This window comes from Paucibacter sp. DJ2R-2 (assembly GCF_025717675.1).
Lineage (GTDB): Bacteria > Pseudomonadota > Gammaproteobacteria > Burkholderiales > Burkholderiaceae_C > Paucibacter_A.
In genome coordinates this window covers 254,089-273,126 of sequence record NZ_JAJIRT010000005.1, presented here as the reverse complement: position 1 = coordinate 273,126, position 19,038 = coordinate 254,089, and the positions used below count along the sequence as shown (strand labels likewise).

General features: G+C 64.3%; 22 protein-coding genes. 13 read left to right on the top strand and 9 right to left on the bottom strand.

Features of this window, described 5'->3' with window-relative positions:
* Nucleotides 1-203: 203 nt before the first annotated feature.
* The 6 genes from pilB (at nt 204) to LNV28_RS14525 (ending at nt 5,790) form a co-directional block, all read left to right on the top strand.
* Complete coding sequence (gene pilB, locus LNV28_RS14550) at nt 204-1,871, top strand: type IV-A pilus assembly ATPase PilB (protein WP_263519167.1); 1,668 nt, start codon at nt 204-206, stop codon at nt 1,869-1,871.
* A gap of 47 nt (nt 1,872-1,918) precedes the next feature.
* On the top strand, nt 1,919-3,139 hold the full coding sequence (locus LNV28_RS14545; protein ID WP_263518926.1) for a type II secretion system F family protein: 1,221 nt from the start codon (nt 1,919-1,921) through the stop codon (nt 3,137-3,139).
* Nucleotides 3,140-3,148: 9 nt separating this feature from the next.
* Nucleotides 3,149-4,081 carry a prepilin peptidase gene (locus LNV28_RS14540; protein ID WP_263518927.1) on the top strand — a complete coding sequence of 311 codons (933 nt, stop codon included), beginning with the start codon at nt 3,149-3,151 and terminating at the stop codon, nt 4,079-4,081.
* Nucleotides 4,078-4,689, top strand: a complete 612-nt coding sequence (coaE, locus tag LNV28_RS14535; RefSeq protein WP_263518929.1) for a dephospho-CoA kinase — start codon at nt 4,078-4,080, stop codon at nt 4,687-4,689. The genes LNV28_RS14540 and coaE overlap by 4 nt, the downstream gene beginning before the upstream one ends.
* A 115-nt stretch (nt 4,690-4,804) precedes the next feature.
* Complete coding sequence (gene zapD, locus LNV28_RS14530) at nt 4,805-5,560, top strand: cell division protein ZapD (protein ID WP_263519168.1); 756 nt, start codon at nt 4,805-4,807, stop codon at nt 5,558-5,560.
* 38 nt (nt 5,561-5,598) lie between these two features.
* The gene (locus tag LNV28_RS14525; protein ID WP_263518931.1) at nt 5,599-5,790 is read left to right on the top strand and encodes a DNA gyrase inhibitor YacG; all 192 of its coding nucleotides are present in this window, start codon (nt 5,599-5,601) and stop codon (nt 5,788-5,790) included.
* Here the strand turns inward: LNV28_RS14525 and LNV28_RS14520 are convergent.
* The 3 genes from LNV28_RS14520 to tal are packed head-to-tail and all read right to left on the bottom strand — an operon-like array spanning nt 5,784 to nt 8,994.
* Complete coding sequence (locus LNV28_RS14520; protein ID WP_263518932.1) at nt 5,784-6,413, bottom strand: HAD family hydrolase; 630 nt, start codon at nt 6,411-6,413, stop codon at nt 5,784-5,786. The genes LNV28_RS14525 and LNV28_RS14520 overlap by 7 nt on opposite strands.
* On the bottom strand, nt 6,410-8,047 hold the full coding sequence (gene pgi / locus LNV28_RS14515; RefSeq protein ID WP_263518934.1) for a glucose-6-phosphate isomerase: 1,638 nt from the start codon (nt 8,045-8,047) through the stop codon (nt 6,410-6,412). Before pgi ends, LNV28_RS14520 begins: the two co-directional genes overlap by 4 nt.
* Before the next feature lie 2 nt (nt 8,048-8,049).
* On the bottom strand, nt 8,050-8,994 hold the full coding sequence (tal, locus tag LNV28_RS14510; protein WP_263518936.1) for a transaldolase: 945 nt from the start codon (nt 8,992-8,994) through the stop codon (nt 8,050-8,052).
* A 228-nt stretch (nt 8,995-9,222) separates the two neighbouring features.
* On the opposite strand from tal, the gene zwf reads away from it, so the two are divergent.
* On the top strand, nt 9,223-10,668 hold the full coding sequence (zwf, locus tag LNV28_RS14505) for a glucose-6-phosphate dehydrogenase (RefSeq protein ID WP_263518938.1): 1,446 nt from the start codon (nt 9,223-9,225) through the stop codon (nt 10,666-10,668).
* Between the two features lie 88 nt (nt 10,669-10,756).
* The gene (locus LNV28_RS14500; RefSeq protein ID WP_263519169.1) at nt 10,757-11,617 is read left to right on the top strand and encodes a MurR/RpiR family transcriptional regulator; all 861 of its coding nucleotides are present in this window, start codon (nt 10,757-10,759) and stop codon (nt 11,615-11,617) included.
* Here LNV28_RS14500 and LNV28_RS14495 read toward each other — a convergent pair.
* From LNV28_RS14495 to LNV28_RS14470, 6 genes are read right to left on the bottom strand one after another with little or no spacing between them, the layout of a single operon-like run.
* Nucleotides 11,610-11,909, bottom strand: coding sequence for an STAS domain-containing protein (locus LNV28_RS14495; RefSeq protein ID WP_263568988.1), 300 nt, complete (start codon nt 11,907-11,909; stop codon nt 11,610-11,612). The two genes, LNV28_RS14500 and LNV28_RS14495, sit on opposite strands and share 8 nt — an antisense overlap.
* 26 nt (nt 11,910-11,935) lie before the next feature.
* Nucleotides 11,936-12,580, bottom strand: coding sequence for an MlaC/ttg2D family ABC transporter substrate-binding protein (locus LNV28_RS14490; RefSeq protein WP_263518942.1), 645 nt, complete (start codon nt 12,578-12,580; stop codon nt 11,936-11,938).
* A gap of 35 nt (nt 12,581-12,615) precedes the next feature.
* Nucleotides 12,616-13,383: an MlaA family lipoprotein gene (locus LNV28_RS14485; protein WP_263518944.1), complete on the bottom strand. Its 768-nt coding sequence runs from the start codon at nt 13,381-13,383 to the stop codon at nt 12,616-12,618.
* Nucleotides 13,380-13,865 carry an outer membrane lipid asymmetry maintenance protein MlaD gene (gene mlaD / locus LNV28_RS14480; protein ID WP_263518946.1) on the bottom strand — a complete coding sequence of 162 codons (486 nt, stop codon included), beginning with the start codon at nt 13,863-13,865 and terminating at the stop codon, nt 13,380-13,382. Before mlaD ends, LNV28_RS14485 begins: the two co-directional genes overlap by 4 nt.
* 16 nt (nt 13,866-13,881) lie before the next feature.
* Nucleotides 13,882-14,664 carry a lipid asymmetry maintenance ABC transporter permease subunit MlaE gene (mlaE, locus tag LNV28_RS14475; protein WP_263518948.1) on the bottom strand — a complete coding sequence of 261 codons (783 nt, stop codon included), beginning with the start codon at nt 14,662-14,664 and terminating at the stop codon, nt 13,882-13,884.
* The gene (locus LNV28_RS14470; protein ID WP_263518950.1) at nt 14,661-15,500 is read right to left on the bottom strand and encodes an ABC transporter ATP-binding protein; all 840 of its coding nucleotides are present in this window, start codon (nt 15,498-15,500) and stop codon (nt 14,661-14,663) included. The genes mlaE and LNV28_RS14470 overlap by 4 nt, the downstream gene beginning before the upstream one ends.
* Nucleotides 15,501-15,704: 204 nt before the next feature.
* On the opposite strand from LNV28_RS14470, the gene LNV28_RS14465 reads away from it, so the two are divergent.
* The 5 genes from LNV28_RS14465 to LNV28_RS14445 all read left to right on the top strand — a co-directional run bounded on the left by LNV28_RS14465 (nt 15,705) and on the right by LNV28_RS14445 (nt 19,037).
* Nucleotides 15,705-16,154: a type IV pilin protein gene (locus LNV28_RS14465; RefSeq protein ID WP_318013858.1), complete on the top strand. Its 450-nt coding sequence runs from the start codon at nt 15,705-15,707 to the stop codon at nt 16,152-16,154.
* Nucleotides 16,148-16,792, top strand: coding sequence for a GspH/FimT family pseudopilin (locus LNV28_RS14460; RefSeq protein WP_263518952.1), 645 nt, complete (start codon nt 16,148-16,150; stop codon nt 16,790-16,792). Before LNV28_RS14465 ends, LNV28_RS14460 begins: the two co-directional genes overlap by 7 nt.
* A gap of 108 nt (nt 16,793-16,900) precedes the next feature.
* Complete coding sequence (locus LNV28_RS14455) at nt 16,901-17,347, top strand: type IV pilus modification PilV family protein (protein ID WP_263518954.1); 447 nt, start codon at nt 16,901-16,903, stop codon at nt 17,345-17,347.
* Between the two features lie 14 nt (nt 17,348-17,361).
* Nucleotides 17,362-18,414, top strand: a complete 1,053-nt coding sequence (locus tag LNV28_RS14450; RefSeq protein WP_263518956.1) for a PilW family protein — start codon at nt 17,362-17,364, stop codon at nt 18,412-18,414.
* Entirely contained in the window at nt 18,408-19,037 is a 630-nt protein-coding gene (locus LNV28_RS14445) for a pilus assembly PilX family protein (RefSeq protein ID WP_263518958.1), read from the top strand. Before LNV28_RS14450 ends, LNV28_RS14445 begins: the two co-directional genes overlap by 7 nt.
* Nucleotide 19,038 lies beyond the last annotated feature (1 nt).

Below are 19,038 nucleotides of genomic sequence, written 5' to 3'. Positions count from 1 at the left end.
TCAAATCGTGCACTTGGACCGGTCCCGTGGGGCAAAGTCCGGCCGCGCTCGGTTTACAGTCCTGACTGGCCTGCCGCGATGCAAGCCACCGGCTCTGCCGGCCCCATCTGCCCTTCCTGCCCATTAGCCCTGCGAGTCTGAACTACACCGTGGAACCCACCCTGGCCGAGCCGCCTCAGTCCGCCCTTTCTGGCGTGGCGCGCATGCTTGTGCACGCTGGAAAGCTGCAAGCCAAAGCGGCCGAAGACCTGATGCGCCAGGCGCGCGAGAAGAAAACCAGTTTCGTCAACTCGGTGATCGCTGCCGGTCTGGTCAGCTCGGCCGACCTGGCTCACACCCTGTCCACGGCCCTGGCCGTTCCGCTGCTGGACCTGAATGCCATGGATGTTCAGCGCATGCCGCAGAACATCATCGACAACAAGCTGGCCCAGCAATACCAGGTGGTGGTGCTCGGGCGACGCGGCAGCCGGCTCTTCATCGGCGGCGCCGACCCGACCGACCAAGACGTGGTCGAGCGGATCAAATTCGCCACCCAACTGACGCCAGAATGGGTGATCGTCGAGCACGACAAGTTGACCAAGCTCTTGGCCGGCGCCAGCAGCAGCGCCAGTGAAGCGCTGGAGACCATCACCGGGGGTGACTTCGATTTCGACATCGCCGAGGAAGACTCGGCTCCGCAGGAAACCGCGGCCGAGCTGGCCGATGTCGAGGACGCGCCTGTGGTGCGCTTCCTGCAGAAGATGCTGGTGGACGCCATCAATCTACGCGCCTCCGACTTGCACTTCGAGCCCTACGAGTTCCATTACCGCGTGCGCTTCCGGGTCGACGGCGAGCTGCGCGAGATCACCCAGCCGCCGATCGCCATCAAGGACAAGCTGGCCTCACGCATCAAGGTGCTGTCGCGCCTGGACATCGCTGAGCGCCGCGTGCCGCAAGACGGCCGCATGAAGCTCAAGTTCGGCGCCAAGGCCATCGACTTCCGGATCAGCACCTTGCCGACCCTGTTCGGCGAAAAGATCGTGATCCGTATTCTTGACCCCTCCTCGGCCAAGCTGGGCATTGATGCCCTGGGCTACGAGAAGATTGAGAAAGAGCGGCTGATGGCCTGCATCAGCCGCCCATATGGCATGGTGCTGGTCACCGGGCCCACCGGCTCGGGCAAGACCGTGTCGCTCTACACCTGCCTGAACATCCTGAACCAGCCCGGCGTCAACATCTCGACGGTTGAAGACCCAGCCGAAATCAACCTGCCCGGCATCAACCAAGTCAATGTCAATGACAAGGCCGGCCTGAGCTTTTCGGCCGCGTTGAAGTCCTTCTTGCGCCAGGATCCAGACATCATCATGGTCGGTGAAATCCGCGACCTGGAGACGGCCGACATCGCCATCAAGGCCGCCCAGACCGGCCATATGGTGATGTCCACCTTGCACACCAATGACGCGCCCAAGACCCTGACACGGCTCTTGAACATGGGCGTGGCGCCTTTCAATATCGCGTCCAGCGTGCTGCTGATCACGGCTCAACGCCTGGTGCGGCGCCTGTGCGAGAACTGCAAGGCGCCGGCCGAATACCCGCGCGACGCCCTGCTGCGCGCTGGCTTCAAGGAAGAAGAGCTGGACGGCAGCTGGAAGCAGTACCGGGCTGTCGGCTGCAACAGCTGCAACAGCGGCTACCGCGGCCGGGTCGGTCTCTACCAGGTGATGCCTATCACGGAGGCCATCCAGCGCATCATCTTGGCCGAAGGATCGGCCATGGACATCGCCGCCCAAGCCCAGTCCGAGGGCGTGCGCGATCTGCGCCAGTTCGGCCTGGTCAAGGTGCGGGCCGGCGTGACCACGCTCGAAGAAGTGCTGGCAGCAACCAATGAATAGACTTTTCGCGCCAAGGCGGAAACAAGGGCCTGAGGCCAGGAGGTGGTATGGCGACTAGTGCGGCAGCCAAGAACGCGGCGGAGTTCGTGTTCGAGTGGGAAGGCAAGGACCGCAACGGCAAGATCGTACGCGGCGAATTGCGCGCCGGCGGTGAGGCCATGGTGAGCGCCACCCTGCGTCGCCAGGGCATCCTGGTCAGCAAGGTCAAAAAACGCCGCATGAGCGGCGGCAAGGCCATCAAGCAAAAAGACATCGCCGTCTTCACCCGCCAGCTGGCCACCATGATGCGGGCCGGCGTGCCCTTGCTGCAGTCCTTCGAGATCGTCGGCCGGGGCAGCACCAACCCCCGCCTGACCCGCCTGCTCAACGACATCAAGCAAGACGTCGAGACCGGCACCAGCCTGTCCAATGCCTTGCGCAAGCAACCGCTTTACTTCGATGCGCTCTACTGCAATCTGGTTGAAGCCGGTGAAGCCGCCGGTATCCTGGAAGCGCTGCTCGACCGCCTGGCCATCTACCAGGAGAAGACGGTCGCGTTGAAGAACAAGATCAAATCGGCCCTGACCTACCCGGTCGCGGTCTTTGTGGTCGCTTTCGTGGTGGTGGCGGTGATCATGATCTTCGTCGTGCCAGCCTTCAAGGACGTGTTCAAGAGCTTTGGCGCCGACCTGCCCGCGCCCACCCTCATGGTGATCGCCATGTCGGAGTTCTTCGTCTCCTACTGGTACCTGATCTTCGGCAGCATCGGTGGCGGCCTGTATTTCTTCTTTCAGAGCTGGAAGCGCTCGGTCAAGATGCAGCACACCATGGACCGGTTGCTGCTCAAGATTCCCATCTTCGGCGACCTGCTTTACAAATCGGCCGTGGCGCGTTGGACCCGCACCCTGTCCACCATGTTTGCCGCTGGCGTGCCCTTGGTGGAAGCACTCGACTCGGTCGGTGGCGCCGCCGGTAATGCCGTGTTCGCGGAGGCGACCGAGAAGATCCAGCGCGATGTCTCGACCGGCACGGCCTTGACCACGTCCATGCAGACCACCGGTATCTTCCCGACCATGGTGCTGCAAATGGCCGCGATCGGCGAAGAGTCGGGCTCACTCGACCACATGCTGGGCAAAGCCGCCGAGTTCTTCGAGGACGAAGTGGACGAGGCCGTCAAGTCCCTCTCCAGTCTGATGGAGCCCTTCATCATCGTTTTCCTGGGCACCATCATCGGCGGCATCGTCGTTTCCATGTACCTGCCCATCTTCAAGCTCGGTCAGGTGGTCTGAAGCATGCTCATGAATCCCGACGACTACGCCTGGCTGCTCAGCCCCCTGATGCTGGGCCTGTTGGGCCTGTGCATCGGCAGCTTTCTCAATGTGGTGATCCACCGCCTGCCCCTGATGATGGAGCGCCAGTGGCTGGCCGATTCGGCAGCCCAGCTCAGCGATGCGGCCGAGCTGCAGAAGGCCGCAGCTTGGCGCCAGCCCGAAGCGGCTGGCCTGGCCAGCGCTGCTACGGCCCTGGCGCAGCAGATGGACAAGCTGCCACACCTGGGCATCGCCACACCACGCTCGCGCTGCCCGCATTGCGGCCACCAGCTGGCCTGGCATGAGAACCTGCCCCTGCTGGGCTGGCTGCGTCTGGGCGGCAAATGCGCATCCTGCAAAGCAGCCATTTCCAAACGCTATCCGCTGATCGAGCTGGCCACCGGCCTGCTGTTCGCGACCCTGTCCTGGCGCTTTGGGGCACGACCCGAGACCCTGCTCTGGTGCGGTTTTGGTGCTGCCCTGCTTGCCCTGGCCGCCATCGACTGGGACACCACCTTGCTGCCCGACTCGATCAACCAGCCCCTGCTCTGGGCGGGCTTGAGTGCAGCGCTGCTGGGCTACACCTTGCCCCTGGATGCCGCCTTGATCGGCGCGCTGGCCGGCTACCTCTCGCTCTGGTCGGTCTACTGGCTGTTCAAGCTGGCCACCGGCAAGGAAGGCATGGGCTATGGCGACTTCAAGCTGCTGGCCGCGTTGGGTGCCTGGCTGGGCTGGCAGATGATTCTGCCCATCGTGCTGGGCGCGTCCCTGATCGGTGCACTGGTCGGCATCGCCATGAAGATGAACTCCGCCCTGCGCGAGGGGCGTTATGTGCCCTTCGGCCCCTTTCTGGCCGGCGGCGGGTTCGTCGTCTTGTTTGCCGGTCCCGAACGCGTGATGGGTTGGCTGGGCTGGGTGTGAGCCGCAGCCAGGCTCTGCGAATCGGCTTGACCGGTGGCATCGGCAGCGGCAAGAGCACGGTCGCCGGATTCTGGCTGGAGGCCGGTGCCAGCTTGATCGACACCGACGCGATTTCGCGTCAGCTGACCGCCCCCGGCGGCAGCGCCCTACCCGCACTGGCGGCCGAGTTTGGCCCCGCCCTGGTCAGCGCCGAAGAAGGTCTGGTGCGCAGCGCCATGCGCGCCCTGGTGTTTGACGATCCGGCAGCGAGGCAGCGCCTGGAGGCCATCCTCCACCCCATGATCAGCGCCGAGACGGCCCGTGCGGAGGCTGCCGCCGACAGCGACCTGATCGTCTTCGATGTGCCACTGCTGGTCGAGTCGGGCCGCTGGCGCCAGCGCGTCGACCGGGTGCTGGTGGTGGACTGCCCCGAGGCCTTGCAGATCGAGCGCGTCATGCAGCGCTCGGCGCTGAGCCGGGAGGCCGTGCAAGCCGTGCTACAGGCCCAGGCCACGCGCGCACAACGCCGCGCCTGCGCCGATGCCCTCATTCACAACGAAGGCTTGTGTCTGGACGCGCTGCGGGGGCAAGTCCTGACCCTCGCACGACTCTGGCGGCGTACAAAATAGCGCCTGCCCTGAAGCGCTGAAGCGTCGGGCGGCGATTGGCTGTGAAACAATCACCGCCTTGGGAGCGCAGCCGCGCCCCGCTTGCGAGCAACGCTGACCGACAGGGATGGCCGCCTTGGTCCTATACGAGTACCCATTCAACGAGAGCATCCGCACGATGCTGCGCCTGGAGCATCTGTTCGATCGTCTCGGACAGCTGATGGCGCGCGAAACCCCGCTCGATCACCATTTCGCCCTGGTCACCATTTTCGAGATCATGGACGTGGCCTCGCGGGCCGACCTCAAGTCCGACCTGCTCAAGGATCTGGAGCGCCACAAGGTGCAGCTCAACGGCTACCGCGGCAACCCAGCGATCGCCGAGAGCGTGCTCGATGAAGTCATCGCCCGCATCGACCATGCCTTCGACGGCCTCAACAAGCTGTCCGGCAAGGCCGGCCATGTGCTGACCAGCAATGAATGGCTGATGAGCATCCGCAGCCGCATCAGCATCCCGGGCGGCACCTGCGAGTTTGACCTGCCTGCCTACTACACCTGGCAGCAGTTCCTGCCGGCCCGCCGTCGTAACGACCTGATGCAGTGGACGCAAAGCCTGATGCCGCTGGCCGAGGCCTTGCAGGTGCTGCTGGGCCTGCTGCGCGACAGCGGCTCGCCGCACAAGGTAGCGGCCGTGGCCGGGCAGTTCCAGCAAAGCCTGGGTGCCGGCCGCAGCTATCAGCTGTTGCGCATGCGCCTGGACCCCAGCCTGGGCCTGGTGCCTGAGATCACCGGCCACCGCTTGATGGTGTCCATCCGCCTGATGCGTCAAGACGAAGAGGGCCGGCTCAAGCCCGCCCACCAAGATGCCAGCTTCGAGCTGACGCTCTGCGCCTGATTCTCGTCCGAACGCTGTTTTCCGAACCCGACCCGACCATGGATTCCCAAGCCAAGCCCCGCATCGTGCGCTGCCCCCAATGCGGTGGCGATTCGATCTTCGCCCCCAGCAACAGCTGGCGGCCCTTCTGCAGCCAGCGCTGCCGTCAAATCGACCTGGGCGCCTGGGCCAATGAGGAATTCCGCGTGGCAGCCAGCCCGCCGGTCGAGGACGACTCCCTACCTCACTGAGCCACGAGGCTGAACAGGCCACGCGCCTGCAGCTCCTCACGAGCCTGTTCCGGCGTGCGGAACAGCAAGGTCTGCCAACCGAGAGCCTGCGCTGCCTCGATATTGGCCGGATGGTCATCGAGGAAGAGGCAGCTCTCTGGGCTCACGCCAAACTGGCGGCAAGCCAGATCAAAGATCTCCGCACGCGGCTTGGACACCTTGACCCGGCCCGAGAACACGCCCTGCTCGAACCACTGCGCCAGCGGATGGCTGCGCTCCAGATGGTCGGCATAGGGCTCGGGCATATTGGACAAGAAGAACAAGCGGTGGCCGGCCTGCTTCAGCGCCTCGATCAAGGCCACGGTGCCGGCCTGAGCCTGCAGTTCATCGGGCACGGCCGCCACCACCTGCGCCACTTCCTCAGCCGGCCAGCCGGTGCGCGCGGCGATGCGGGCGATCACGGTCGGTGCATCGATCAAACCCTGATCAAACGCGCCCCAGTCGCCGCCGTAGTTCTCGAAGAACTCGGCCGCGATGGCCGCGCCTTGAACCTCGTCCGCCACCCGGTGCGGCCAGACGCGGGCCAGAAAGCTGGGCGGGTGCCAGCGGAACACGACCCCGCCAAAATCAAACACGATATTCATGGCGCCAGCAGATGGTTCAGCAAACCGGCCGTCGAGGCGTCGAGGCCCTGGGTGTCGCCGCTGCTCAGGCGCGGCAGCAGGCTGCTGCACAAGGCCTTGCCCAGCTCCACACCCCATTGGTCGAAGCTGTTGATGCCCCAAAGCGCACCGCTGACGAAGACACGGTGCTCGTAGAGTGCGATCAAGGAGCCCAGCGAGGCGGGGCTCAAGGCCTCGAGCACCAGGGTCGTGCTGGGCCGGTTGCCGGGGAAGCTACGGTGGCGCGCCACGGTGGCAGGGTCGAGCTCGGCCGAGGCGGTCGGCGCCTTCTCGCCCAGGGCCTCTTCGAAGCTCTTGCCCTGCATCAGGGCCTGGGACTGGGCCAGGCAATTGGCCAGCAGCTTGCGGTGCTGGTCTTGCAGGCAGGCCTCCAGATCGCCGGCCACATGGGCGCCGAAGTTCGGGTGCTTCACCGCAATGAACTCGACCGGAATCACATCCGTGCCCTGGTGCAGCATCTGGAAGTAGGCGTGCTGCCCATTGGTGCCCGCCTCGCCCCAGACCACCGGGCTGGTGTCATAGGGCAAGGCCTGACCCTGCAGGTCCACGCCCTTGCCATTGCTTTCCATCTCCAGCTGCTGGAGATAGGCCGGCAGGCGGCGCAGGCCTTGGTGATAGGGCGCCACGCTGCGGCTGCTGAAGCCGTGGAAGTTGCGATACCAAAGATCCAGCACACCGAGCAGCACTGGCAGATTGCGCTCCAGCGGCGCCTCGGCGAAGTGGCGGTCCATGGCATGGGCACCGGCCAGCAAGGAGCGGAAGTTCTCTGCGCCGATGGCGATGGCGATCGGCAAGCCGATTACCGACCACAGCGAATAGCGGCCGCCGACCCAATCCCAGAAGCCGAAGGCTGTGGTGATGCCAAAAGCCGCAGCGGCCGCGGTGTTGCTGCTGGTGGCGACGAAGTGGCGCGCCACATCCGTACCGCCGGCGGCCAGGAACCAGGTCCGCGCCGCCAGGGCATTGGCCAGGGTCTCTTGGGTGGTGAAGGTCTTGGAGGCGATCACGAACAGCGTGGTCGCCGGATTCAGCTGGGGCAGCAGCGGCGCCAGATCATGGCCGTCGACATTGGAGACGAAATGCAGCTTCAGCCCCGGCTGGATGTAGGCCTGCAAGGCGCCCACCACCATGGCCGGGCCGAGGTCGCTGCCGCCGATGCCGATGTGCACCACATCGCGGATGCCGCTGGTGGCCGTGTCACGCACGCCTTCGGCAAAGGTCAGCATGCGGCTCAGCGAGGCTTGCACTTCCTCGCTGTGCAAACCCTGGCCCGCAGGCGCACGCAGGGCCGTGTGCAACACGGCGCGGCCCTCGGTCAGGTTGACCGGCGCGCCGGCCAGCAGCGCATCGCGTTGAACCTCGAGCCCGCAATCGCGCGCCAGCTGCAGCAGCAGCTGCAAGGTCGGCGTGTCGATGCGGTTCTTGGACAGATCGGCAAACACCTCGGGTGCTTGCAGCGACCAGGTCTCGAAACGCGCCGGCTCGGCCGCGAAGGCCTGGCGCAGATCGAAATGCTGGCCACTCGCCTGATAACGCTCAGTCAGAGCGGCCCAGGCCGGGCTTTGGTCACAACGCAGATGCGGTGCTGGGGACATCTTCAACTCGCGATCATCTGATCCAGTTTGGCCGAGTCAATGGCAAACAGGCGGATGCCTTCGGCCAGCTTCTCGGTGGCCATGGCATCCTGGTTGAGGGCAAAGCGGAAACCCGCTTCGTCGTAGGAAACAGCGGCAATGTCGGCGGCGCGCGCGGCTTCGGCATCCAGGGCGCGCGGCAGCGGCGCATCCAGGGCCTGGAGCTGGCTCAGCAGATCGGGGCTGATGGTCAGCAGATCGCAGCCGGCCAGGGCCTGGATCTGGCCCACATTGCGGAAGCTCGCACCCATGACCTCGGTCCGGATGCCGTGCTTCTTGAAGTAGTTGTAGATCTGGGCGACCGACTTGACGCCCGGATCGTTGACGCCAGCCTGGGCGGCTTCGTCCCAAGCGGCACCGGCGCTCTTCTTGTACCAGTCGTAAATGCGGCCGACGAAGGGCGAGATCAGCTGGATGCCCGCGGAGCCGCAAGCCACGGCCTGGCAGAAGGAGAACAGCAGGGTCAGATTGCAGTGGATGCCTTCGCGCTCGAGTTCGGCGGCGGCCTGGATGCCTTCCCAGGTGGCGGCGATCTTGATCAGCACACGCTCGCGGCCGATGCCGGCGGCCTCGTACAAGGCCATGATGCGGCGCGCGCGGGCCACGGTGGCGGCGCGGTCAAAGCTCAGACGGGCATCGACTTCGGTCGACACGCGGCCCGGCACGACCTTGAGGATCTCCAGACCGAAACGCACCAGCACCTGGTCGACGATCTCGTCCAGCGGCTTGCCTTGATGGGCGGCCACGGTGTCCTTGAGCAGGGGCGCGTAATCGGCCGACTGCACCGCTTTCAGGATCAGCGAGGGGTTGGTGGTCGCGTCGCGCGGTGCGAACTGGGCCAGCTGCAGAAAGTTGCCGGTGTCGGCGACGACGGTGGTCAGGGACTTGAGTTGATCGAGCTGGTTCACGGGGCACTCCAAAAAGCGGTTCAAACCTCCATTAGAACCGCTCTCGCGCAGTCCCTGTCGCAGCAAGCCTGAGCCCGGGTTACAGCCGTCTCTTGGAGCAAACCCCCATGAGCACCGTAAAAAAGGCCGGCCGCATTGACCGAATTACGAAACTCATGCATCATAATTCCAGAAACTTTGTTACATCAAGGGTTCATTTTTTCAATGAACCGCAACAGGGCCCACTTCATGTCTTTCGATCTCGTTTTCTTCGGCGGCACTGGCGACCTGACCTGGCGCAAGCTCATGCCCGCCCTGTTCCAGGCCTTCCGCCACGGCAAGCTGCCGGCCGGCGGCCGCATTCTGGCCGTGGCCCGTGACGAGATGAGCGACGAGCGTTACCGCGAATGGCTCAAGGAGCGCTTCCGCGAGGTGGACGGCTCCAAGCGCCCCAACGACGAAGAATTCGAACGCTTCGCCGCCCTGCTGCACTACCGCCGCATGGACCTGTCCCAGCCCGAGCACTACCAGCGCCTCAAGGACTGGCTGGACGAGCGCAGTGCCGACACTGTGGTGCTCTACCTGGCCACCAGCCCGCATCTCTTCACCCAGATTTGCCAGCAGCTCGGCGAAGCCGGCCTGAACCACGAGCGTGTGCGCGTGGTGCTCGAAAAACCCCTGGGGCACGACCTGGCCAGCGCGCAAGAGATCAACGCCGTGGTGCGCTCGGTCTTCAAGGAAAGCCAGGCCTTCCGCATCGACCATTACCTGGGCAAGCCCTCGGTGCAGAACCTCTCGGCCCTGCGCTTCGGCAACGCCTTGTTCGAACCGCTGTGGCGCCGCGAGAGCATCGCCAACATCCAGATCACCCTGGCCGAAGAACTGGGCGTGGGCACGCGAGGCGCCTTCTACGACGGCACCGGCGCGCTGCGCGACATGATCCAGAACCATGCCCTGCAGCTGCTGACCATGATCGCCATGGAGCCGCCCTCGACCAACGATGCCGACGCCATCCGCGATGAAAAGCTCAAGGTGCTGCGCTCGCTCAAGCCCTTCACGCCAGAGAGCGTGGCCCGCGATGTGGTGCGCGGCCAGTACCGCGCTGGCACGGTGGGCGGCGTGGCCGTACCCGGTTACCTGGACGAAGCCAAGGTGCCGGCCGAGAGCCACTGCGAAACCTTTGTCGCCCTGCGCACCGAGGTGCAGAACTGGCGCTGGGCCGGCGTGCCCTTCTACCTGCGCACCGGCAAACGCCTGGCGGCCCGTGACGCGCAAATCGTCATCAACTTCCGCCCCGTGCCGCACCCGATTTTCCCGGGCACCAACCAGGCCAACCGCCTGGTGATCAAGCTGCAACCGGAAGACGGCCTGGAGCTGCAATTGCTGGCCGCCAAGGGCGGCGCGCATGGCGAGGCCCTGTCGCCGGTGTCCCTGGACCTGGATTTCGACAAGGCTTTCGCCACCAACCGGGTCGGCGCCTACGAGCGCCTGCTGCTGGACGCCATCGCCGGCCGCCTGAACCTGTTCGTGCGCAGCGATGAGCAAGAGCAGGCCTGGCGCTGGGTTGAGCCCATACTCGACGCCTGGAAGCAGGACAGCACCGGCCCCCGCCCCTACACCGCGGGCTCCTGGGGCCCGGCCGCCGCCAGCGCCTTGGTGGCGCGCGACGGCTTCCACTGGTCCGAGGAAGCATGATGTCTGTCCCCAGACTCGCTCCGCTCGCTGCCCCCCGAGGGGGCGCTGCCCTCCTTTGGGGCGGCCCGGCAGGAGGGCAGACATGAGCATCCTCGAACGCGTCAAGGCCGCTCTGCCGGCCTTGCCACCGGCAGAACAGCGCGTGGCCAAGCTGCTGCTCAGTGACGCGCGGGCCTTTGCCAATCTGCCGGTCAGCGAACTGGCCGACCGGGCCCATGTGTCCAAGCCGACCGTGGTGCGCTTTTGCCGCAGCGTCGGCTATGACGGCCTGACCGACTTCAAGCGCAAGCTGGCCGGCAGCGTCAACGAAGGTGTGCCCTTTGTGCACCGCGCAGTGGACGAGGATGAAAAGCCGGCCGACCTGATCGTCAAGGTCGTGGACAACGCGGTCGCCGCCCTGCTGCACTACCGCAATGACGCGGCCAGCCATGCCTTCGAGTGCGCGATCAATGCGCTGGCCGAAGCCGCACGGAGCCATCGGCGCATCGAGTTCTACGGCGTCGGCAACTCGGGCATCGTGGCGCAGGATGCGCAGCACAAGTTCTTCCGACTCGGCATCAATACCGCCGCCTGCAGCGACGGCCATGTGCAGCTGATGAGTGCGACCATGCTGCAGCCGGGCGACTGCGCGGTCATCATCAGCAATTCCGGCCGCAGCCGCGACCTGCTCGATGCGGCGGAGATCGCGCGCAAAAAGGGCGCGACCATCATCATCATCACAGCCAGCGGCTCACCGCTGGCGCAGCTGGGCCTGAGCCCGGGCCAGGTCTTGCTCGCAGTCGACCACCCCGAGGACTATGACCGTTACAGTCCCATGGTGTCGCGCCTGCTGCACCTGACCGCCGTGGACATCTTGACCACCGGCGTGGCCCTGCGCCTCGGCGCCGATCTGCGGCCGATGCTGCAGGAAATCAAGCGCAACCTGCGCGGCAAGCGCTATATCAGCTGAGCAGCTCGGGCCACAGCAGTTCGGCGACGCCGTAGACGCGCGCCAGCTCTTGCAGCTTGGGCGGCACCTCGTGCACGCGCAGATGCAGCCCCTCGGCCGCACAGACGCGGCCGGCGCTGATCAGGAGCGTCAAGACCGCCGAATCAAAATGCTGCAGCTCGGCCGCGCTCAGATGCAGCTCCGTGCCGGCCGCGCTGCGCACCTGGGCCGATTCAGCACGCAGGCTTTGATTGAGTGCCGGCCAGAGACGACCGGCCTCATCCAGACGCACCGACGCCGGCAGCTTCAGCATGCTGGAGTGACTTGCCGGGCTGTTCATCAGGCTTTGCCGCCCGCGGCCTTCTGGTTGCGCTCGGTCAGCACCTTGATCAAGCCATCGATGCCATTGGCGCCGATCTCTTGCGAAAAGCTGTTGCGGTACTGATCGGCCAACCAGATGCCCAGCACATTGACGTCATAAATCTTCCAGACGGCACCGGACTTTTCCAGACGGTAGTCGAGCTGAATCGGGTCACCCTTGCCGCGGATCTCGGTCTTGACCACCACCTCAGTGTCACTGGGCGAAGCACGCAGCGGCCGCAAGGCAATGGTCTGGTCCTTGACTTGGGTCAGCGCGCCGGCATAGGTGCGCACCAGCAGGGTCTTGAACTCATCCTGCAGGCGCTGCTGCTGTTCGGGGGTGGCCTGGCGCCAGAAACGACCGACCGCGGAAGAGGTCATGCGCTGGAAATTGACATGAGGCATGACCTTGCCGTCGACCAGGCTGATGATCTTCTGCAAATCGCCGCCCTGGATGGCCTTGTCGGTCTTGACCGAATCCAAGGTTTCCAGGGACAGCTGGCGGATCAAGCCATCGGGGCTGCTGGCGTCTGCGGCCAGGGCGGGCTGCAGGGGCAGACCCAGGCTGAGGACACAGGCAGCGGCCAGCAAGCCGCGATTCAGGACACGTCGCAAAACATTCATTTCATCATTCCTTTGAAGCGGGGGCGCGGAGCCGATCAAGGCCCGGCCTGCGGGCTGGATGCGGGCGCTCCGACTGGCTCGGGTGTCAGCACCTCGTACTCGTCGTCGTTGCCGAAACTGCCGCGACGCTGCAAGTACGCGTCGCGGATGAAGGTGTATTTGTCCAGGGCGATGCCGTCGAGCATCTCACCCGCACGCAGGAAGTTGGCACGGGCATTGATCAGCTGCAGGGCACCGAGCGCAGTCTTGCTGTAGCCATCCTTGACCACCAGGGTTGGCGAAGTGGCAATGCGGTCGAAAGGCAGGGCCAGGGTGTCACGCACGGACGACGGGCCAAACAAAGGCCAGACGATGTAGGCCCCCGTGCCCGTACCCCAGACCCCGAATGTCTTGCCCAGGTCCTCGCTCTTGCGCTCCAAGCCGACTTCGGTAGAGATATCGAGCAGGCCGGCGAAACCCAGGGTCGAGTTGACGGCAAAGCGCATGCCTTGCTCCACGCTGGCCTTGAAGCGCCCCTGCAAGAGCAAGTTCACCGCGGACCAGGCGTCGGCCACATTGTTGAAGAAGTTATCGGCGGCTTGGCGGACCGGCGCCGGCACCACCTCGCTGTAGAGCGTGGCCACGGGTTTGAGCACGCTGGTATCCAGCGCCTCGTTGAAGTTGAAGACCTTGCGATTCCAGCTTTCCCAAGGATCGAGCTTCTGCCCCGGTGCACCGGGCCCGCGCAGACTGGCACAACCACTGAGCAGGACCACGCCCAAGATCAGGAGCAGTTGGCGCAGGCTGCGGCTCCATGTGCTCATGGCTTGGCTCCGCCGGCTGGCGTGCCGGAATCTGCCGCCTTGTTGTAGAGGAACTGGCCGATCAGGTTTTCCAGCACCACGGCCGACTGGGTCTGGCTGATGTTGTCACCGGCGGCCAGGTTCTTCTCGTCGGCGCCGGCTTCCAGGCCGATGTACTGCTCACCAAGCAGGCCAGCCGTCAGGATCTTGGCCGAGCTGTCCTTGGGGAACGCGACGTTCTTGTAGAGCTTCATGACCACCTTGGCCTGGAAGCTCTTGTCGTCGAAGGTGATGGATTCGACGCGACCGATGACCACGCCCGCACTCTTGACCGCCGCGCGCGACTTCAGACCGCCAATATTGTCGAACTTGGCCGTGACCTGGTAGGTCTCGTCAAAGTTCAGGCTCAGCAGGTTGCCGGCTTTGAGGGCCAGAAACAGCAAGGCCGCTCCACCCAGCAGCACAAAGAAACCCACCCATGCATCATGCCTTGAGGCTTGCATCCTCTACCCCTACAAATCAAATCGAGAACATCATCGCGGTCAGCACAAAGTCCAGTGCCAGGACCGCCAACGACGACATCACCACCGTGCGCGTGGTTGCCTGTGCCACGCCGTCGGGCGTGGGCTTGCAGGCATAGCCCTGCAACAAGGCCACAAAGGTCACGGTGACACCAAAAACCAGGCTCTTGACGACGCCATTGCCCACATCGGCCCACACGTCGACGCCACCCTGCATCTGCGACCAGAAGGCGCCGGCATCAATGCCGATCAGGGGCACGGCCACCAACCAGCCGCCGATGATGCCAATCGCAGAAAACAATGCAGCCAGCAAAGGCATGGCGATGAAGCCGCCCCAGAAGCGCGGAGCCAGCACCCGGGTCAGCGGGTCCACGGCCATCATCTCCATGGCGGTCAGCTGTTCGCCCGCCTTCATCAAGCCGATTTCGGCCGTCAGCGAGGTACCAGCGCGCCCGGCAAACAGAAGTGCCGCGACCACCGGGCCCAGCTCTCGAACCAGGCTCAGCGCCACCAGCAAGCCCACGGCCTCGGCCGAGCCATAACGCTGCAGCGTGTAATAGCCCTGCAAGGCCAGCACGAAACCAACAAACAGACCCGACACACCAATCAGGGACAGCGATCGGTTGCCCAGAAAGTAGACCTGCTCACGCACCAGCGAGAAACGCAGCAGGGCTGCAGGGGAGCGAGCCAACAGCTGCAAGAACAGCCGGGTGCTGGAGCCCAGATCAAGCAGTTGCTGACGCAAGCTGCGACCGATGGTGGTCGAAACCTTGAACATCATGCCGCCAGCCCCAAGCCGAAGTCCTCAGCCACAGGGCAGGCCGGTTGATGGAAGCGCACCGGCCCATCGGCATGCGCGCCCACGAACTGCTGCACCAAGGGGTCGCTGCTGTGGCGCAACTCATCGGGAGTGCCCTGAGCCACCACGCGACCATTGGCGATCATGGCCACCTCGTCAGCAATAGCAAAGGTCTCATGCAAATCGTGGGAGACGATGATGCTGCTGAGGCCCAGAGCATCATTGAGATCGCGGATCAGGCGCGCCGCAACACCCAGCGAGATCGGGTCCAGGCCGGCAAAGGGCTCGTCATAGAGCACCAAATCCGGGTCCAGGGCAATGGCTCGCGCCAAGGCCACACGGCGCGCCATGCCGCCGGAAATCTCGGACGGCAGCAAATCACGCGCACCACGCAGGCCGACGGCATTGAGCTTCATCAGCACCAGATCTCGGATCATGGCCTCAGGCAAGCGGGTGTGCTCGCGCAGCGGGAAGGCCACGTTTTCGAACACCGTCAGATCGGTGAACAAGGCTCCAAACTGGAACAACATGCCCATGCGCCGACGAACGGCATAGAGCTCATCGAGATTCAACCCAGCCAAATCCACACCGTCGAACAGCACCTGACCGGAAATCGGCTTGATCTGCCGGCCCAGCAAGCGCAGCACCGTGGTCTTGCCACCACCGCTGGTGCCGATCAGGGCCAGCACCTTGCCGCGCGGGATGCGCAGATTCACGCGTTCCAGAATCACCCGGTCGCCGTAACCGCAGCTGACATCACGCAATTCGATCAGGGGCGTTTCCGGTGCGGAAATGGATGTGGATGAATAGGGGGCCATGAGCCTCAAGCAGGCGGGCACAGGCCCGTTTTTGACAAAGATCACATCATAGGGGAAACACCGATCGCGCACCGAGCCGCCGAGAAGCACCCCAAATAGTTCACATTTCCGGGCCTGACTCCGACCAGCGCGAGGGACAGTCTGATAGGCGGCTACACAAGCGAAATGCTGCGGCCGAAAATCAATTCCAACCAGGAGCACCCCATGTCAGCACGCGTCACCTCTTCTCAATCACGTCCAGACCAGGGCTTCACCCTGATCGAAGTGATGGTGACCGTGGCCATCATCGGCATCCTTGCCGCCGTGGCGCTGCCCTCCTACCAAGCCTATGTGGTTCGGGGAAAAATTCCTGAAGCCACAGCGGGTCTGGCCACGCGGCAGGTTCGGTTGGAACAGTTTTTCCAGGACCGCCGCACTTATGTCGGTGCACCGGATTGCAGCTCCGACAGCACCAGCAGCAAGTACTTCACATTCTCCTGCTCAGCGTCCAGCGCCACCGCATTCACTCTGCGCGCCGTCGGCAGGGACTCGATGGCGGGCTTCACGTACACCATCAACGAAGCTGGCGTGAAGAGCAGCGCCGCCTTGCCATCGGGCTGGACCACGCCCAACCCCAACACCTGCTGGGCCACCAAGCAGGACGGATCATGCTAAAGACTGGCATCAGTGCCGAAGCCAGGGCTCGAGGCCGGCGCCAGCGTGGCGTCACTTTGATCGAGTTGGTCGTGACCCTGGCCTTGCTCGGCATCTTCATGGCCATAGCTGCCCCGAGTTTTTCCAACTGGCTACAAAACAGCCGCATCCGCAACACCGCGACGGCTTTGAGTGCAGGCATCCAATTGGCCAAGGCCGAAGCTGTGGCGCGAAACACCGGCGTACGCTTTCAGCTCACAAGTTCGCTTGGCAATGACTGCGCCATCAGCACCAGCGGCACCAACTGGGTGATCAATATGATCGGCGCCAACACGGCCGCGGATTCGGTTGAAACCCGCTGTGCGTCGGCGCCGTCCGATACTGTGGCTCCGCGCATCTTGCACACCAAGCCCAGCAAGGATGGCAACGGCTCAGTCGAAATTACCGCCACCGTGGGCTCGGTGGTCTTCAACGGCCTGGGCAAGCCGACGCCGGCGCCAGCCGCCAACATCACCATGGACGTCATCAACGCAGCGGCTGGGTCATGCGATGCCAACGGCGCGGCCGTCTGCCTGCGCATCGTCATCACGCCCTCCGGCCAGGTGCGCATGTGCAACCCCAAACTGCCCAACAGCGATGTTCAGGGTTGCGGAGCTTGAGGTCTGGATATGAAGCACACACGCCCTCTCGCAGCAACTCGGCACTCCAGCACCAGCGGTGAACCGCGCAGGCACCACACATACCGCTCAGACCGCCCCCGTGGCTTCATGATGCTGGAAGTGCTGGTCGCCCTGCTGGTGTTCGCCCTGGGCGTGCTCGGCCTGGTCGGCCTGCAGGCAACGGCCGTGAAACAGGCCGGGCAGGCCAAGTACCGTTCGGACGCTGCGCTGCTGGCCAATGAGTTGATCGGCACCATGTGGGTGGGCAATCGCAATCTCGCCACTTTGCAAACCAACTACAGCAGCGCCACTGAGGGCGAAGGCTACAAGCTCTGGTTGGAGAAGGTCAGTTCGACCCTCCCAGGTGTAGCCACCTACCCACCGACCGTCACCTTCACCCAGATCAACCCCTTGCCTGCCTTGGCAGGAACGCCCGCCGGCGGGCCCGTGCTGACGCCCAGTTTGCGCATCACCGTCACCGTGAAGTGGGCCGCACCGGGTGAAAACCTCGGCAGCAACCCACACAACCTGGTGATGATCACCCAGATGAAGTGACTCCGGAGACCGACTTGAAAACGACCACTTCATCTTTTTGTTCTTCAGCACGGCATGAGCGCGGTTTCAGCCTGATCGAGCTCTTGGTCGGCGTGGTGCTGGGCATGATTGCCGTGATCGTGGTGATGCAGGTGTTCTCGCTCTCCGAGCGCGGCCAGCGCACGGCCACCAGCGGCGACGAAGCACAAACCAACGGCGCCATCGCCATCGCCCAACTGCAGCGCGACATCCGCCAAAGCGGCCACGGCGCGGCCAACCTGGTGCTGGCCGGATGCAATCTGACATTGCCGACCGCGCGTGTACTCAACACCCTGGGCCCGGTCACGGTCAACCATGCCGACATTCCAGCCGGTGATGCCGGCAGCGACACCTTGCTGGTGGTCTACAGCAGCGGCAATGGCGCACCCGAGGGTGACCGCATCAACTCCGAACCTGATGCCGTGACCTACTCGGTGGCCACCGCTTCGGCGTTCTCCATCAATGACCGGGTGATCGCCGCCAACCAGGTGCGCCCGGCGCCTTGCAACCTGCTAATGGACCGTGTCAGCGCGCAGCCCGTGGGCGCCAATGTGGCGGTCGCGACAGGCGCGGTCGGCATCCAGGACACGCTGTTCAACTGGGGGCTCAGCCCCAAAATTCTGGCCTACGCGGTCCGCAACGGGCGACTGACGCAATGCGACCTGATGGTGAACGACTGCAGTGCGTTGACGGCTCAGGCCTGGGTGGAGATCATCGACAACGTGGTCAATTTGCGCGCGCAATACGGGCGAGACACCTCTGCCGCGCCTTCGGACTGCTCCGTCGACATATTCGACCAAACCACCCCAAGCACAGCCAATCAATGGGCGCGCATGTCGGCCGTACGCTTCGCGATCACCACCGTCAGCGGCCAAAAGGAGAAAACGGAAGTGACCGTGGCCGCCAACGCGCCGACTTGGGCCGGTAGCGCCGATGACCCCATCAACCTCTCGGCCGACAACGAGTGGCAGTACTACCGCTACAAAGTGTTCGAGGCGGTTGTTCCCCTTCGCAATCTGGCATGGCAAGGAGCGCAAACGCCATGCTGAACCATCGCCAACCCATTTCGAACCGCGAAGCGCGACCGTCCCGGCAGCGCGGCATCGTGCTGATGCTGGCCATCGTCGTGCTGGTGATCATGTCGCTGGCCGCCGTCGGCCTGATGCGATCCATGCTCAGCAGCAACAAGGTGGCAGGCAATCTGGCCTTCCAGCAGTCCGCCATTCAGTCTGCCGACCTGGGCATCGAGACCGCCGTGGCCTGGCTGGAGCAGAACAACATCGCAACCAATCTGCACAACAACATCATCATCGCCGCCGGACAGCCCGTGGGCTACCTGGCACTGCGGCAAGACCCCGCCGCCGGACAAAGCTGGGAAACCTTCTGGACCACGGTTCTGGTTCCCAGCAACACAGTCAACGTCCTTGCTGCGGACGCGGCAGGAAACACAGTGTCCTTCGTGATCCAGCGTCTTTGCAATGGCCAAGGCGCGCCGACCTCGGGCATAGGCTGCGAAGCCGCGCCCGCCAGCAATGTTGGCGAGGGCCGCAGCCAGCGCGTCAACAGTGGCACGCCGACCAGCATCCCTAACCAACGCTACTACCGCATCACAGCCCGCGTCGCCGGGCCGCGCAACACGATTGGTTTCGTCCAGGCCGTCGTGGCCCTTTGAG

What these genes read in the sequence shown, in the direction of transcription:
- pilB (WP_263519167.1), top strand. Translation starts at nt 204, where the DNA reads ATGCTTGTGCACGCTGGAAAGCTGCAAGCCAAAGCGGCCGAAGACCTG.
- LNV28_RS14545 (WP_263518926.1), top strand. Translation starts at nt 1,919, where the DNA reads ATGGCGACTAGTGCGGCAGCCAAGAACGCGGCGGAGTTCGTGTTCGAG.
- LNV28_RS14540 (WP_263518927.1), top strand. Translation starts at nt 3,149, where the DNA reads ATGAATCCCGACGACTACGCCTGGCTGCTCAGCCCCCTGATGCTGGGC.
- LNV28_RS14525 (WP_263518931.1), top strand. Translation starts at nt 5,599, where the DNA reads ATGGATTCCCAAGCCAAGCCCCGCATCGTGCGCTGCCCCCAATGCGGT.
- LNV28_RS14520 (WP_263518932.1), bottom strand. Translation starts at nt 6,413, where the DNA reads ATGAATATCGTGTTTGATTTTGGCGGGGTCGTGTTCCGCTGGCACCCG.
- pgi (WP_263518934.1), bottom strand. Translation starts at nt 8,047, where the DNA reads ATGTCCCCAGCACCGCATCTGCGTTGTGACCAAAGCCCGGCCTGGGCC.
- zwf (WP_263518938.1), top strand. Translation starts at nt 9,223, where the DNA reads ATGTCTTTCGATCTCGTTTTCTTCGGCGGCACTGGCGACCTGACCTGG.
- LNV28_RS14495 (WP_263568988.1), bottom strand. Translation starts at nt 11,909, where the DNA reads ATGCTGAAGCTGCCGGCGTCGGTGCGTCTGGATGAGGCCGGTCGTCTC.
- LNV28_RS14490 (WP_263518942.1), bottom strand. Translation starts at nt 12,580, where the DNA reads ATGAATGTTTTGCGACGTGTCCTGAATCGCGGCTTGCTGGCCGCTGCC.
- LNV28_RS14485 (WP_263518944.1), bottom strand. Translation starts at nt 13,383, where the DNA reads ATGAGCACATGGAGCCGCAGCCTGCGCCAACTGCTCCTGATCTTGGGC.
- mlaD (WP_263518946.1), bottom strand. Translation starts at nt 13,865, where the DNA reads ATGCAAGCCTCAAGGCATGATGCATGGGTGGGTTTCTTTGTGCTGCTG.
- mlaE (WP_263518948.1), bottom strand. Translation starts at nt 14,664, where the DNA reads ATGATGTTCAAGGTTTCGACCACCATCGGTCGCAGCTTGCGTCAGCAA.
- LNV28_RS14470 (WP_263518950.1), bottom strand. Translation starts at nt 15,500, where the DNA reads ATGGCCCCCTATTCATCCACATCCATTTCCGCACCGGAAACGCCCCTG.
- LNV28_RS14465 (WP_318013858.1), top strand. Translation starts at nt 15,705, where the DNA reads ATGTCAGCACGCGTCACCTCTTCTCAATCACGTCCAGACCAGGGCTTC.
- LNV28_RS14460 (WP_263518952.1), top strand. Translation starts at nt 16,148, where the DNA reads ATGCTAAAGACTGGCATCAGTGCCGAAGCCAGGGCTCGAGGCCGGCGC.
- LNV28_RS14455 (WP_263518954.1), top strand. Translation starts at nt 16,901, where the DNA reads ATGATGCTGGAAGTGCTGGTCGCCCTGCTGGTGTTCGCCCTGGGCGTG.
- LNV28_RS14445 (WP_263518958.1), top strand. Translation starts at nt 18,408, where the DNA reads ATGCTGAACCATCGCCAACCCATTTCGAACCGCGAAGCGCGACCGTCC.